The sequence below is a fragment of the Paenibacillus sinopodophylli genome (assembly GCF_005930355.1).
Classification (GTDB): Bacteria; Bacillota; Bacilli; order Paenibacillales; family Paenibacillaceae; genus Pristimantibacillus; species Pristimantibacillus sinopodophylli.
This window is the reverse complement of the sequence record NZ_VDBO01000008.1, coordinates 102985-118533: the sequence shown is the minus strand read 5'-3', so window position 1 is coordinate 118533 and position 15549 is coordinate 102985. Positions and strand designations below refer to the sequence as shown.

Below are 15549 nucleotides of genomic sequence, written 5' to 3'. Positions count from 1 at the left end.
CTTATTCCAGTATAAATTCGCGGTACGGCACATTCCAGACGACCTCGTGCGCCAACCGATGTCCTTCATAGCCATCTTCGCCATAGGCAGTCCCGTGATCCGAAAAGGCGAGTACTAATGTTTTACCCCTTTGCCGCATCGCTTCAAACAGTAAGCCAAGCTGGCCATCCACATAGCGTAGTGCAGCCCGCTGTGTTTCAACCGAATCCTGCTTCGCGCCTGGAACAAAGTAATGGTTAGGCCCATGCATCGCTGAAATATTCATAAACAAAAATAGTCTCTCGGAAGGGTCCGCTTTCTCCAGCAGCTTCAGCGCATGATTCACCTGATGCTCGGTTGAACGCGGATTCGTTACGCCAAAGGTCATACGCCAATAGCTTTCTTGGAAATAGCCAGGCAAAACCTTAGCCAGCTTATTTTTTTTGGTAAAAAAAATGACGCCTCCGATGCAGATCGTCCGGTAACCCGCCTCCTGCAAGCCGGATACGAGATCCGGAGCGTCAAACAACCATGTATGGGGATGCGTTCTCAGCCCCGTATTACTCGTGTGAAACAGCCTTACATGCGTTGATTTGTCCGTGCTCGCAGGAGTCGGCAGAAATCCACCAAAGAAAGCATGATGTGCCGCATAGGTGAAGCTGCCCGGCGTATGCCGTTTCTCCCACCCGCCGTCCCCGCATAAATTCGGGCAATTCGCTTCCTCCAGCTTGGCTGCATCATAACGAAGCGTATCTAGTGTAATCATCAAAATATCATGGGAACCCACAATTTCGTTCATATCCAGCATAACCATCTATTCCTTTCTGAGAAGCTGGCGCATTTGCCACTCGTAGGTGTTCATCCCCTCATACTCAGCACCATACAGCAAATCACCGAACGGGTTGATATCAATGGGATAGGTCTCGCCGCTGCCGCGCCGAACAAGTACATCCACACCCGCAGTCGAGCTTCCAGGAAATGCTCGAAGGGCATTCTCAGCTGTTTGTATAACCGCTTGCTTTACTACTGCAGGCAGCAGTTGGTCAATATTCATACTGCGTTCATTGCGCAGATGCAAATTCGTTATCGGCGTATGACTCAAACGAGCGACTGTATGACAAGCCTTGCCATTCACAACGAGCTGGCGTATATCAAATGATTTGTTCTCGAAGTTTTCCTTCTCGATCCACCGCTCGATATGCGCACCTTCACGACATACCCAATCAATCACTCGGCGAATGTCCGCAGACTCACTGTAACGTCTCATCTGTCCGGCATTGTAGAAGCTGAAGCCTGCCTTGCTCGGCTCCGAGCCAATCGTAGTAATTGCAAGCTCCGCTCCTGTACGCGGATTAGTCTGGTAAGCGATAACGCCCGCGGCTCCAGAGCCGCAGGCTAGTTTAATAAACAGACGTTTCATCCCGCTCGTTTGTATGGCTGCTTGCAGCTCTTCATAGCTTTTGATTGAACCCGCTGGTGCAGGAAGCGCTGGCATTCGGAGGCCATGACGCTCAAGCAGCTTCCAGCAGGTTCTTTTGTCAAACATCTTAGCAATGCTTCCCGGCGAGTTCACCCAATAGGCGCGAATGCCTGAAGCCTTCATTTCACGCTGCATGTCCGCAAGAAATCGGCAATAACCTCTATACCACTGCGCTGGATACCAGATTCGGCCATGCTCATGAGGCAATTCGAGCGCCTCGGATGATTGAAGGGAAATGATGCTTGGCAAAGCGCCGCCTAGCCAGAGCGAATCGTCACCATCGCGATCAGGAGCTCCCCATGCGATCAACTGCCGCTCCACGACCAAGTTCTCGCCCGGTGCATCAAGGCGGACAATCGTATCTCCTCTACCCGCAAGCTTCCTCAGGGCATGACCAATAGTTGCTCTGCCGCTTAGCAGCTCCTCATAAGACAGCAAGGAAGCTGGGGCAAGCCCCAGCTTCAGCCTCGCTGCCTGCAGCAAAGCCGTCCGTTTACTTTCCGGATTGCAGATAAGCAGAAAAGGCTGTTCGCTGCCGCCCATTATTCCGTAAGGAATGGATAGCGCCATTCATCATCGGATTCCTGCTGGTCCTTGACGTCCACGGGCAAGCCCGATTGCTGAAACCGAAGCACAAGCTCGTCTGACATATAATGATAGCTCAGATCGAGATGCTTCAGCTTCTTGATCCGCTCGCTCGCAAGCAATGCTTCTCCACCCTCATCTGTCAACGTTCCATAAGACAGATCAAGCGTATCCAATTGGTCCAGCACCGGCGCTGAGGCAGCAGCAATGGCGACCTCATCTTGAATTTCACTGTCTTTCAGTCCCAAGTACTTGAGCTTCGGAAATAGATCGCCCTTTAGCAGCGGAAGAACATCTTCAATGCCTCCGTCAAATCCGTAATTATCGACTCCCAAATATAATTCAAGCTTCCGCAGCTCAGGGAGCTTTGCGCTTATGATTTCTTCAAGCACAGACTTCGGGAGTCCGCCGCATATGATAACGAGCTCCTCGAGCTTCTCATGAGCGAGCGGCTGCAGACTGAGGTCTTGGCTGCCCTTGACCGTCAACGACTTCAGATTCGGGAAAGCAGCAAGCAGCGGTGACAGATTCGTTTGGTTAATCCACGATACCTCGCACTCTTCAAAACCCATGTCGCCAATAAATAGTTTCGTTAGATTAGGAAATGAATCCTTGTGGCTGATTAATGTTTCAATAAAGCTGTCCGGAGAATTCTCATACGCCTGACCCCAATCGCCGATCGTTAGGATGGACAGCTGCTGACCATCCGGGCTCGATGCAAGCTTTTCGATTAAGCTGGACATTCTCGCCCCTTCTTCATACTCGTCATACCCTACTGATAAGCGAATTTCAATCAAGTATATCCCTCCAATTGTTACCATATGAAGGTAGCGTAACATGTCATTTTTGACCACGTCAATGGTCCCATAGTCACATCTGACTTCTGATGAATGCCAAAAAACCGAGCAGCCCCTAACGGAGCTCTCGGCGTTTAAGCAGGAAAATGACAGGCAACCCAATGTTCGTGATCGATTTGTGTTAGAGCGGGCGGCTCACTCTTGCATAAGGATGTCGCCGCTGGGCAGCGTGTATGAAAGCGGCAGCCTGAAGGAGGCCGTGCAGGCGACGGAATCTCACCGCTTATCGCTTGCAGCTCCCGCTTACGACTGGGATCTGGCCATGGAATCGACGCGATGAGCGCTTTCGTATAATGATGCGCAGGGCGCACGAAAAGCTCCTCGCTACCCGCGATTTCCACAAGCTGCCCCAAGTACATCACGCCGATTCGGTTCGATATATGTCTGACGACGTGAAGACCATGGGCAATAAATAAATAAGTGAGCCCCAGATTCTGCTGCAGATCCTGCATTAAATTCACGATCTGCGCCTGTACGGAAACGTCAAGCGCCGACACCGCTTCATCAGCAAGCACGAAGGACGGGTTCAAGGCAATAGCCCTAGCGATACCGATCCGCTGCCGCTGCCCCCCGGAAAACTCATGTGGATACCGATCCTGCAACGAGGGATTAAGTCCAACAATATTCAGCAGCTCGGCGATTCGCTCTTTCTTCTCAGCTGTGCTTAGCGACGTATGAATCGCAAGCGGTTCTGCAATGATTTCGTGAGCACGCCAGCGCGGGTTCATCGAGCCGTAAGGATCCTGGAAGATCATCTGCATATCCTTGCGCGCTTCATGCAGCTCTGATGTGTGAATGCCTGTCAGTGTCTTCCCAGCGAATCGAACGCTGCCTGCGGTCGCCTTCTCAAGCTGCATAATGACGCGCCCAAGCGTAGACTTGCCGCTGCCAGATTCGCCAACAAGGCCGAAGGTTTCCCCTTTTCGAATCTGGAAGGAAACATCATCCACTGCACGAATGACGGAATTTTGCCGAGAAAATAAGCTTTTCCCAAGCGGGTAATATTTGCGAAGTCCTTCAATCTCGAACAAATTGGGTAGAGCCCCAGACTCCTTCTCGCGAACGAATGATTCTGTTTTCTCCGTTATATCGATCCCACTGGTTTGCTTAATGGACTCGAACGCTCCATTCTCAGCAAGACTTTCCGCATGCCAGCATGCAACCTGACGATCATTAATGTCCAGCAGTGGCGGACTTTCCTTCGCGCATTGATCCGTGGCATAGGCACAGCGTGGATGGAAGCGGCAGCCCTCGGGCAACTCGAACAAGCTGGGAATGCTTCCTTCGATGGAATATAATCTGCTGCCCCGATCACTGTCGAGCGAAGTCACGGAACGAAGCAGACCCTGCGTGTAGGGATGATGCGGAAGCTCGAACAGCTGTACCGCCGTTGCTTGCTCCACTACCTGACCCGCATACATAACGACAATGCGATCGGCCATTTCTGCTGCAATGCCCATATCATGAGTGATAAGCAGAATCGCCATATTAAATTCGGACTTCAATTCCTGCAAGAGCTGCAGAATCTGTGCTTGTATCGTCATATCCAAAGCAGTTGTCGGTTCATCGGCAATGAGCAGCTCAGGTCCGCATGCAAGGGCCATCGCAATCATCGCCCGCTGCAGCATACCCCCGGACAGCTCGCCTGGGTATTGTTTCATCCGAAGCTCCGGCTCGGGAATGCCTACTCGGGAAAGCAGATGAATAGCACGCTCGCGTGCCTTCTCTCGGCTGCTTACTTTGTGACCGATCATTACTTCGATGATTTGGCTGCCGATCGTGAAGACGGGATCAAAGGCCGACATCGGCTCCTGAAAGATCATCGCCATTTTTTTACCGCGCAGCGTACGCATGCTGCTTTGCGGCGAGGATACTAAATTAACGCCATCCAGCCTCATCTCTCCACCTGCGATTACACCATTCTCATAGTCAATCAACCGCATGACTGATTTGGAGGTAATCGTTTTGCCGCTGCCAGACTCGCCAACAAGACATACAGTCTCACCTGACTTCATACTCAGGGAAACGTCGGAGATAGCAGTAAGCCAGCCTTTCGGAGTGGCGAACTTGACGGTAAGATGCTCGATTTCAAGCAATGCTTTCATAGTGAATGCCTCCTCCTTATACTCTGCTCTTCTTAGGATCGATATGATCCCTAAGCTTGTCGCCCAGCAAATTGACAGACAGCACGAGAAGTGTAATCGCAAGACCTGGGAAGGTAGACATCCACCACGCCACAGTCAAATAGCCTCTTCCTTGTGACAGGAGCGTGCCCCAATCGGGAATTTCCTTGATGACGCCGAGTCCGAGAAAGCTAAGCCCAGAACCTACTAATATCGAGGTGCCTAAGCCAATCGTCGCCATAACAAGCAGCGGTGACCATGCATTCGGTAGAACATGCCGGAAGAAAATACGCAAATTGCCTGCGCCTACTGAGCGTGCCGCCGTTATAAACGACCGCCCTTTGACACTAATAATTTGACCACGGAATACTCGGGCATAACCAGGAACTGAAGACAAGGCAACGGCAAGCACTACGTTGAATAGGCTTGGTCCCATCGCTGCTGCGATGGCCAGTGCGAATAGAATGCCTGGGATCGTCATCAGCACCTCAATAAACCCCATGATAATTGTATCGAATATACCGCCTAGGAAGCCCGAGAGAGCACCGATAGAAGCACCAAGCAATCCACCAGCAAGCACAGAGGCCAAACCGATTAACAACGAATCACGACTGCCATAGACAACCACGCTGAATACATCGCGGCCGTAATAATCAGTACCGAACAAATGCGTAAGGCTTGGCGGCAGCATAATGTCGGTCATGACCATCTCTGTTGGGGAATAGGGGGCAATTTGCCCCGGGAACAATGCACTTAGCACGATAAAAACAATGATAAATCCTGCAGCATATATGAGTAGACTCGATACATTAAGCTTAGCCCTTCTAGTTGCAAGGCGCCTTGAAGCCCTTACCCGGGGCCAAGTCAATTTGGCAAGCGCGGTCTCCTTCATTCTGTCCCACCTTTGCTATTGTGAACGCCTCACCCTCGGGTCAATGACCCGATAAGAGAGATCCACAATTAAGTTAATCAAGACGTACATGATTGCCGAGAAAAAGACGACCCCCTGTACGACAGGCAAGTCCTTGGCCATTAGCGCATCCGAAATGACTCTGCCAATGCCTTGGCGTGAGAATACCGTCTCGATCACAACCGTGCCTGCAAGCAACTCACCGCTCAGCACACCAATCATCGTCAAAGCTGGTATAAGCGCATTGCGAAGGGCATGACGATACATGACCAGCTTCTCCGCTATTCCCTTGGCGCGCAGTGTTACGATGAACGGTTCATTAATAACCTCCAGCATGCTGTTGCGAACAAGTCTGACAACAAAGCCCGCCCCGACAATACCAAGGCCCACTGCTGGAAGAACGAGCGTCTTCCAGCCATCTGAGCCCATCGCAGGAAACCAGTCCAGCGTGATGGAGAAAATAAGAATGAGGAGAATACCTGACCAGAACGTAGGCATTGATATTCCGAATAACCCAACAATCCTTGCCGTAATATCAATCCAGCGATCCTTGTGAATGGCAGACAATACCCCAAGCCATATTCCAACAACGGCGGCAATGAAGCAGCTTGCAGCTGTCAAGGCGAGCGTAGCCGGCAAATGCGCAATGATTTTGGGAAGCACCGGCTCGTCGTTCAGAATCGATTGTCCGAAATCGCCATGCAGCACCTTCCAAGCATAGGATGCGAACTGTTCATAAAGCGGTCGGTCCACGCCAAGCTGCGCCCGCAGACTGGCCAGCACCTCAGGAGAAACTGTACTCGGATCTACCATGGACAGCACTGGATCACCCGGCAATAGATACACAATGACAAATACGAGTACGAGTGAGCCGAGAATGACCAATAATGAGGTGAACAACCGAATAATAACCGTCTTTAGCATCACTGGCCTCCTGAACGTTAATTGCAGTTAGAGCAAAGCCGCGTTATGGAGAAGCAGCTTATTTCTGGATGAACGTGTCATTAAACAACGGGTACGCAAGCGAATCGAATTTGATACCCTGCACCGTCTTAGAAGCCGCGATTGTATAAGGGAATACATAAATTGGAATGATAACGGCCTGCTCAATGATCGCCTTCTGTACATTCGCATAAAGCTCCTGCCGCTTAGCGGTATCCTTCTCAACCAAGCCTTGGTCAATCCAACTGTCGACTTCAGCGTTTTTGTAAGCTGGAAGATTCTGTTTCCCTCCCACGCTCGCTGCTCCTGAATGGTAGAAGGAACGCAGTGCCTCCGGATCGGAGTTTACCTGGCTGTTGCCATAGATATCATAATTGGCACTCTCGAATACGATCGAGCGAACATCCTTCGTAATTTCCACCTCTACTGCAACACCAATTTGCTTCAGTTGCTGCTGGATGATTGCTGCGATGTCATTTCTTTTCTCACGGTTCGGCGAGCCGTCTACATAGTGCAGAGTCAGCTTCTTGCCATCCTTAACACGTATGCCATCTGCGCCCTTCACATAGCCAAGCTCCTCTAGGAGTGCATTCGCTTTATCCAAATCAGGCTTCACTCCGCCCTCAAGCGACTTGTCGTAACCGAAGGTTCCAGGGGTAAGCGGCGACCATGCGCGGTCATATGTACCTAAGTACAAGGTTTTAACAATCGCATCAACATCAATAGCTGCTTGCAGTGCCTGCCTTGCTTTCAATTCATTCCAAGGCGCTTTGTTTTGGTTAATGAATAAGGTGTACGGCAAGCCTTGTGTATTCGCTTTGAACAACTGAAGCTTCTCGTCCTTCTCCAGAGCTAGAATGTTCTGTGGAGGAATCGTTTCACCAGCAAGCACCTGGCCGCTCTGTACGCTGCCGATTCGCGTAGCTTCCTCGGGCGCAATCTTGAAAATGACTTTATCCAGGTATGGCGCTTTTTGGTTCTCTACGAGCGGAGGAGCCCAGTTGTAATCAGCGTTTCGCTCAACGGTAATCTGTGAATTTTCTTCCCAGCTTACAAATTTGAAGGGACCGGTTCCTACTGGATTCTTGCCCAACTGATCGCCATATTTCTGCGCAGCTGTCGGCGATACGATGCTGACAAGCGCTTGGCTTAGATTGCCGAGAAAAGCATTGGACGGTGTTTCTAGATTCAGCTTAACCGTATATTCATCAATAACCTCGGATGATTTATAAGGCCGAATCAAGGCAGCTGAATTAGCAGCCTTCGTCTCCGGGTTAAGAATCCGATCATAGTTGAACTTCACAGCCTCAGCATTGAACGGTGTGCCATCGTGAAACTTAACATCCTGCCGCAGCTTGAATGTATAGCTCTTGCCATCCTCTGATATTTCCCATTCTGTAGCGAGCCATGGGGCGATCGTCCCGTCCGGAAGCTGCGCCACTAAGTTGTCATGGATCGTACGAATCGCACGGACAGCTACAGCCAAGCCGCTGCGATGTGGATCAAGCGTATCTGGCGAGGTAGCGAGTGCATAAGAAAGTTCTCCGCCTGTGAGCGGCGCAGCCGTTACAGCCGCGTCTGCACTAGGCGACGGCTCAGCAGCGTTATTACTATTTCCCGATTTCTCCGTACTTGCGCACCCACTAAGCACGAGTGCAAATACAACTGTTAGAGCAAGAATGGATTTCCAGCCTGATTTTTTTCTTAACATTTCGAGTTCTCCCCATTCATTCTAGTTAGGTTATACGGATCGATTAGCCTGCGCTGCCGCAGCCTCCAAGGCGAATTGTTCCTCTGATTCTTCTTGCTTGCCAGACTGCTCGGCATAACGGTTCACAGGAATTGGCAGTCCTAAATTGCCGCGCAATGTATCTGATTCATACGCAAGGCGGAACAAGCCACGCTGTTGCAGAACGGGAATAACATGCTCAACGAACTCATCCAGGCCGGTCGGTACGCCCGCTCCGACGATGAATCCGTCGATCGCTCCCTGCTCGAACCACTCTTGAATAAGATCAGCTACCTTCTCCGGTGTTCCGATGAAAGGTGTTCGCGGTGTCGCCGAACGAAGTGCAACTTGACGCAGTGTTAAGCCCTCCTCCAGTGCTTCGCGCTTAATTTTGTCCGTTGTACTTTGGAAGCTGTTTTTGCCCAGCTCACCAAGCTCCGGGAACGGTGCATCTAGCGGATATTGTTTGAAGTCATGATGCTCGAAAAAACGACCTAGATTATCGAGCGCGTTCTCAACGCTGATTAAGTTCGCAACCTCTTGGTATTTGCGCTCAGCTTCTTCCTCCGTTTCACCGACAATTACGCCGATGCCTGGGAAAATCAGAATTTCATCAGGCGAGCGGCCATACTCTGTCGCTCTCCGTTTCACATCCTGATAGAAGGCTTTAGCCTCTTCTAATGTACCGTGATTAGTAAACACGGCGTCTGCCGATGCACCAGCTAAATTCCGACCGCTTTCGGAGGAACCTGCTTGGAATACGACTGGCTGACCCTGTCTTGACCTTCCGATATTGAGCGGACCTTTAACGGAGAAAAATTCCCCCTCGTGATTCAACTCATGCAGCTTGCTTTTATCAAAAAACTGACCTGTTTCCTTGTTGCGGACAAATGCGCCATCCTCCCACGAATCCCACAGGCCGCGTGCCACCTTCAAGTATTCCGCTGCAATGCGGTAACGCTTGCTGTGATCCGGATGTTCCTTAAGCGTGAGGCCGTAGTTGAGTGCAGTACCTTCCAGCGGGGAAGTAACGACATTCCATCCTGCGCGCCCTCCGCTAATATGGTCAAGGGACGAAAACTGTCTAGATACTGTAAAAGGCTCACTGTACGAGGTAGACAAAGTACCTACCAGGCCAATATTCGAAGTTACTGCACCAAGCGCTGACAAAATCGTAATCGGCTCGAAACGATTCAAGAAATGTGGATTGGATTTCTCATTAATAAACAGCCCATCTGCAATAAATAGAAAATCGAACTTTCCTTCCTCTGCTTTAATGGCCTGCTGTTTATAAAATGCAAAGTTCACACTTGCGTCTGCCACAGCATCTGGATGTCTCCAGCCAGCAAAATTGCCTCCAGCTCCATGCAATACGGCACCCAATCTTAGTTTACGTTGCTCTCCCATACTTTCTCCGCCCCTCGTTTAATAGTAACTACAGCTCTCATCTGTTTTACTCAATTGCTTTTCAATACTCAATAATTCAAATAGGTTTTGTTGGTATTATGTTGAGAAGAGTCTATCATCTGTATTCAAATCCAGTCAATCACTTACATAATAGATAAATTCTATAGCTATATATAATAATTCAATGCGCTCGTTTACATCGGGCAACAACTAAGAACAGCACAAAGAGGCAGACTGAGCCTACCTCTTTGCTAACAATAAGGATATTTGACTGCTCCGCAGCCAGCATCAATGATTCTCCATCTACCGAGAAGGACATAGACGTATGCACTACTTTGATCACGTCAGCCCTCGATCGTACTGAAAAATGAGATTCAGCATTGCGCCATTCAATGTCCTATCGCATATACCCAGTAAGGAAGTTACTGCTGCAAATCTTGCTGCTGGACAAGCTTTCTATACAAAGGGATGACTCTCCGGCGAATAATCCAAATATTTCAATGTTAATACATTTTGCAAAACCATAATATCCCTTTCTATATAGAAACGATATCCATGCTTGTTTGGAAAAGACGGCTTCAACAGCTCTTTATAATCGTAATAGCGCAGCATCCTTTAGGTTACACCAGTTAGCTTTGCGAACGCCCCGTATACTTAACTTCTTTCATTTCCATAATTTCATCCCTTTTGAACCGAGTATAAACCTTGGCGTAACGTCAAGGGCGAGCCTATTAGAAACCTTTTCAAAAAAAAGTTTGAAGATTGTAATATATGTTTAATAGATAAATAGCCTTCTTGGTTTATCGACATAATCCGAGCAGCTGATCGCTTTATATTTGGACAATCCATACAATATTTAAAAATTTAATGATAATATTTACATAAATAAGGGTTGTATTCACTAGAAATCTATATATAATAAGTTGTGAACGAATTGTTACAGCACAAGGAAACCAAAGGAGCGAATATAATGGATCAATATCAACAACCGCAAATCAATTCAGGTGTTCCCGGCTATGGCTATGACCAGAACCAGTACCAACAGCAGGTATCACCCGTTATTACAGTGAAAGAATGGATGATTACAACACTTATCCTAATCATTCCAATCGTAAATATCATTATGATGTTTGTTTGGGCGTTCGGTGAAGGCAATCCGACGAAAAAAAACTATTTCAAAGCTTCCTTGCTGTGGGCAGCCATTATACTCGCTATCTACGCTGTTATTGCCGTAATCGTAGTAGCAGCAGCCGTATCAAGCTCAGCAGGCTAATCACTTCGTATACATACCGTCATTCTCTTTTTTACCCCAATTAACAAAAAGGACTGTCCAAGAGATTCAAGTCTCTTTGACAGTCCTTTTCTTATCGTTCCTGCTGCTTAAAGAGCGCGGAATGCTACTCTACTGCGTTCAAACGGTACACCTTGCTTGCATAATCGCCGAAAAATTGTGGTGCTGCAAGACCCGCGTACAAGAGCTGATCGCCGCCATATACCGTTTCTTCGCCATGCAGCTTGTAATCCCGGTTAGGATCAAGGCCTTTCAGACGCAAGCGGTCAAGCTTAGGATTCGGCTCTTGCAGGACGGAGACATACACGACAAACGCTTCGCTCTTATCCTTCGATACGAACATCCAAGCCGTCTCATTGCCCTCGAACGGGCTAAGCAAACGATAGAAATCTCCGAATTGCACTAGATGGCGCACATCCTTGTACAGCGCAACCTGTTCCTTCACCGTTACCTTGTCTTCCTCAGTGAACTGTGTCAAATCAAGCTCATAACCAAAGTTGCCGGACAACGCTACATTTCCCCTTGTCTCCAGGGAAGTAATGCGGCCAACCTGATGGTTAGGAACGGCAGAAACGTGAGCACCCATCGCACTTACTGGATACACGATGCTAGTTCCGTATTGAATTTTCAGACGAGATACCGCATCCGAATTGTCGCTTGTCCAAGTTTGCGGCATATAGTACAGCATACCTGCGTCGAAGCGTCCTCCGCCACCTGAACAGCTCTCGAACAATACATCCGGGAAAGCAGACGTAATTTGTTCAAGCACCGAATAAAGTCCAAGCATATAACGGTGAGCAGTCTCACGCTGACGTTCTGCAGGAAGCAAAGCCGAACCGATTTCCGTCATATTGCGGTTCATGTCCCACTTCACATATGTGATCGGCGCGCTTGAGAGAATATCAGAAATCGATTTCACGATATATTGTTGAACGTCCTCGCGAGAAAGATCAAGAATCAGCTGTTTTCTCGCTTGTGTACGCCTACGATCTTCAATATGCAGACACCAATCTGGATGTGCTTTGTAAAGCTCACTCACAGGAGAAATCATTTCCGGCTCAAACCACAAGCCGAACTGCATATCCAAACGTTTCACGCGGCTAACCAAGTCCTCAAGTCCATTCGGCAGCTTATTGCGGTCTACAAACCAATCGCCCAGTGACGTATCGTCATTGTCACGCTTGCCGAACCAGCCGTCATCAAGAACGAATAGCTCAATGCCAAGCTCTTGCCCTGCCCGTGCGATGTCCTCAATCTTGTCTGCATTGAATTTGAAATACGTCGCTTCCCAGTTGTTCACAAGAATTGGACGTGTCTGATCACGGAAGGTGCCGCGGATCAAGCGGGAGCGATATAGATCATGGAAGCTGCGTGACAGACCGCCAAGCCCGTTCTCGGAATGAACCATAACCGCTTCCGGCGTCTGGAAATGCTCGCCCGCTTCAAGTCTCCAGTTGAAATCAAATGGGTTAATTCCGATGAATAGACGCGCTGCATGGAATTGATCCACTTCGACGCCTGCTGCGAAGTTTCCGCTATAGACTAGATTGACGCCATATACATCCCCATGATCCTCAGTTGCGCCTTCTGATAACAAAGCAATAAACGGATTTTGCATATGGCTGCTTGAACCTCTGCGGCTCTCTACCGATTGCAGACCAGGCACAAGCTTGCGCTTATGAATATGACGCTCGCGAATCCATGCGCCCGAGAGCTGAAGCATTTCGAATTGATCATGCGAGAAATCGAGACTAAGGCTTAATGCACGCTGAAGCTCCAGTACACCGTTGCCATTGTTAACGATTCTAGCCGAACGCGTAATCGCATCCCACTGCTCAAATACGGTATACGTTAATATAACAGAAAGGCCGATCAGCTCGTCCTTCAATGTAATCTCAAGTGTTTGAGCTTCATCATCACTCTCCACATACGTCGATGGCAATCCTTCAAGAGCCGGCTTCCCGTCTACGATGCGGTAAGAGTCATACCGAAGATCCGTTACTGTCGATCCGTTCGGAAGCTTCGCTTGAAAGGCAGGGATCCGGAAATCGGAATTTCCATAGGCTGGATATTCATGAGGGAGCGTATCCAGTGACAGTTCCAGCTGATCGATCTCTGTGCTCGGCGTGAAGGAAGCTCGTTCTTTCAGCTCCAGCAGGCGCTCCAGCTGTACGTTTCTAAGCTTCTTTCCCCAATAAATATGCGCGGGATAGCCGGTTTTTGTTACATGAATGACATAGCTTGTATCCTTCGATTGCAAGTGGAACAATGAACGCTCTTGATCAAATTGAATAGTCAAAATAAAACCTCCCGATATTGTGTATGTTTATCCCTTTATTGTAGCTGCATGCTGCCACAACTCTCCCGAACAATGAGCGTCGTGTTGATCGTCATATGCACGGCTGCTTCGCGGCCTTCCATTCTCTCAAGCAGTAATTGTACTGCCGATCTGCCCATATGCTCCGTATACACACGCACTGTGGTGAGCGGTGGATTCAGATAGGCAGAAATCTCAATATCATCAAACCCGACGACAGCCATATCCTCTGGCACACGAAGACCATGCTCATGCAGGGCACGCAAGGCGCCTACAGCCATAGGATCGCTCGCAATAAAGCAAGCGGTAGGAAGCACTTCTTGCTGAAGCAGCCGATTCATCGCCTCATACCCGCTTGTAGATGACCAGCTCGACATCATCATAAAGCTTTCATCGAATATGCCATGCTCCCGCATGATCTGCTCGAAAAAAATACGACGCGGTTCATCCACTTCTATCGCCTGATGTTGACGGCTCAAGCGATGTACATGGTCATTGCCCCCAATATAGCCTATTCGCTTATGTCCTAGCTCGATTAAATGTGTAATAACAGCCTTTGTTGCCTGCTCGAAATGAAGCTTAACCGTGTCATACTCATTAAGCGCACCAGAATGATTCACGAAAACGAGACGATTCTCGTTGCTGTAGAGGTGACGAACATCGCTGTCGTCAATAGAACCTACAACGATTACACCATCCAGTTCATGAACAGGCTGCATATCCATGCGGCTATTGCCGCGGAGCAGTTTGACGATTTGAATGCCAAGTTCCTCGCATCGCATTTCAATGCCTTTGCGAATAGATGAGAAATAAGGGTCCTCATGTTCAGGCTCATCTTCCAGTGTAGACCACATCAGCAAGCCGAACTGCAGTCGAGACAGCTGCTCATCTTTTTTCAATCTTCGCAGCTTGGACGGCTTATATTGCAGCTGCTCGGCAATGCTAAATATACGGGACCGCGTTTCCTCGCTGACTGCAAGGCTAGTATCATTATTCAGAACTCTAGATACGGTAGCGGCTGAAACACCTGCCTCCTGCGCAATATCTTTTATCGTCGCCATGCCACACTCCATGTTTAGTTAATAAATTTACTAAATAACATATTCAGTTTACCAGACAACAGCAAAGTTCACAAGCGTCTATGCAACATTTAAGCGCAGCTCACGTGTTAATGCTAAACAAGCTGAGCTGACAGCGATCAACTATTATTAAGGGGGGATATGTAATGAAGCCTTTCATCGCGGTTATAGCCTTCGCGCTGATATTAATGCTTGCCGCCTGCAGTACGAATACAAACCAAACAAATGAAAAACAACCAAGCACCCTGCCAAACTCAAGTGCGAATACGGGTGCCAATCAACCAAAAGATAATCCTAAGCCTTCGTATTCCGTTCCTTCGAGTGAGAATGATCCGCTTGTTGCAACGACACCTGAAGCTGCCGCAGCAGCGATCATCTCGTTGCTCAAGGGTGAGGATCTGCAAAGCCTTGCTGCATATATCCATCCGAATAAAGGCTTATTATTCTCACCGTACGCTCATATTGATACAGCTTCAGCTAAGATTTTCCCAGCGGCAAGCCTTCCTGCTCTAACCGACACAACCATTTATCACTTCGGTGAGTATGATGGCTCAGGAGAGCCGATCGACCTCACCTTCAAGCAATATTATGACCAGTTCGTTTATGATAAGGACTTTCTTGATGCGGAGACTGTTGGCTCGGATGAAATCTTAGGAACGGGCAGTATGAAAGTCAATATAAAGGAGCTATTCCCAGAAAGCTATATGATGGACTATCATTTCAGCGGCTTCAACGAGCAATATGAGGGTATGGATTGGGCAAGTCTGATTCTCGTACTGGAGGAGTGGGACGGGGCCTGGTATGTAAGTGCGATTGTCCACTCACAGTGGACGACATAAACAAAATAGCT

General features: G+C 48.7%; 13 protein-coding genes. 2 read left to right on the top strand and 11 right to left on the bottom strand.

Annotated features, from left to right (window positions below; all coding sequences use genetic code 11):
• Position 1: 1 nt before the first annotated feature.
• From FGT79_RS22800 to FGT79_RS32635, 9 genes are all read right to left on the bottom strand, one after another.
• Positions 2 to 787 carry an STM4013/SEN3800 family hydrolase gene (locus FGT79_RS22800; protein ID WP_138755150.1) on the bottom strand — a complete coding sequence of 262 codons (786 nt, stop codon included), beginning with the start codon at positions 785 to 787 and terminating at the stop codon, positions 2 to 4.
• Between the two features lie 6 nt (positions 788 to 793).
• The gene (locus FGT79_RS22795; RefSeq protein WP_138755149.1) at positions 794 to 2029 is read right to left on the bottom strand and encodes an STM4014 family protein; all 1236 of its coding nucleotides are present in this window, start codon (positions 2027 to 2029) and stop codon (positions 794 to 796) included.
• The gene (locus FGT79_RS22790; protein WP_138755207.1) at positions 2002 to 2838 is read right to left on the bottom strand and encodes an STM4015 family protein; all 837 of its coding nucleotides are present in this window, start codon (positions 2836 to 2838) and stop codon (positions 2002 to 2004) included. The genes FGT79_RS22795 and FGT79_RS22790 overlap by 28 nt, the downstream gene beginning before the upstream one ends.
• 137 nt (positions 2839 to 2975) lie before the next feature.
• On the bottom strand, positions 2976 to 5006 hold the full coding sequence (locus tag FGT79_RS22785; RefSeq protein ID WP_138755148.1) for an ABC transporter ATP-binding protein: 2031 nt from the start codon (positions 5004 to 5006) through the stop codon (positions 2976 to 2978).
• 16 nt (positions 5007 to 5022) lie between these two features.
• Positions 5023 to 5916 (bottom strand): ABC transporter permease, encoded by an 894-nt coding sequence (locus FGT79_RS22780; RefSeq protein ID WP_138755147.1) that lies wholly within the window; start codon positions 5914 to 5916, stop codon positions 5023 to 5025.
• Between the two features lie 15 nt (positions 5917 to 5931).
• A complete protein-coding gene (locus tag FGT79_RS22775; protein ID WP_138755146.1) occupies positions 5932 to 6858 on the bottom strand; it encodes an ABC transporter permease in 927 nt (308 codons plus the stop codon).
• A gap of 58 nt (positions 6859 to 6916) precedes the next feature.
• Positions 6917 to 8587: an ABC transporter substrate-binding protein gene (locus tag FGT79_RS22770; protein WP_138755145.1), complete on the bottom strand. Its 1671-nt coding sequence runs from the start codon at positions 8585 to 8587 to the stop codon at positions 6917 to 6919.
• Between the two features lie 30 nt (positions 8588 to 8617).
• Positions 8618 to 10012, bottom strand: coding sequence for an LLM class flavin-dependent oxidoreductase (locus FGT79_RS22765; RefSeq protein ID WP_138755144.1), 1395 nt, complete (start codon positions 10010 to 10012; stop codon positions 8618 to 8620).
• Between the two features lie 456 nt (positions 10013 to 10468).
• On the bottom strand, positions 10469 to 10624 hold the full coding sequence (locus FGT79_RS32635; RefSeq protein WP_138755143.1) for a MerR family transcriptional regulator: 156 nt from the start codon (positions 10622 to 10624) through the stop codon (positions 10469 to 10471).
• A 358-nt stretch (positions 10625 to 10982) separates the two neighbouring features.
• On the opposite strand from FGT79_RS32635, the gene FGT79_RS32010 reads away from it, so the two are divergent.
• Positions 10983 to 11285: a hypothetical protein gene (locus FGT79_RS32010; protein WP_138755142.1), complete on the top strand. Its 303-nt coding sequence runs from the start codon at positions 10983 to 10985 to the stop codon at positions 11283 to 11285.
• 124 nt (positions 11286 to 11409) lie between these two features.
• Here FGT79_RS32010 and FGT79_RS22750 read toward each other — a convergent pair whose 3' ends face one another.
• The gene (locus tag FGT79_RS22750) at positions 11410 to 13602 is read right to left on the bottom strand and encodes an alpha-galactosidase (protein ID WP_138755141.1); all 2193 of its coding nucleotides are present in this window, start codon (positions 13600 to 13602) and stop codon (positions 11410 to 11412) included.
• A 35-nt stretch (positions 13603 to 13637) separates the two neighbouring features.
• Positions 13638 to 14681, bottom strand: coding sequence for a LacI family DNA-binding transcriptional regulator (locus FGT79_RS22745; protein WP_138755140.1), 1044 nt, complete (start codon positions 14679 to 14681; stop codon positions 13638 to 13640).
• 164 nt (positions 14682 to 14845) lie between these two features.
• Here FGT79_RS22745 and FGT79_RS22740 point away from each other — a divergent pair, with 164 nt between their 5' ends.
• Entirely contained in the window at positions 14846 to 15538 is a 693-nt protein-coding gene (locus FGT79_RS22740) for a hypothetical protein (protein WP_138755139.1), read from the top strand.
• Positions 15539 to 15549: the final 11 nt, after the last annotated feature.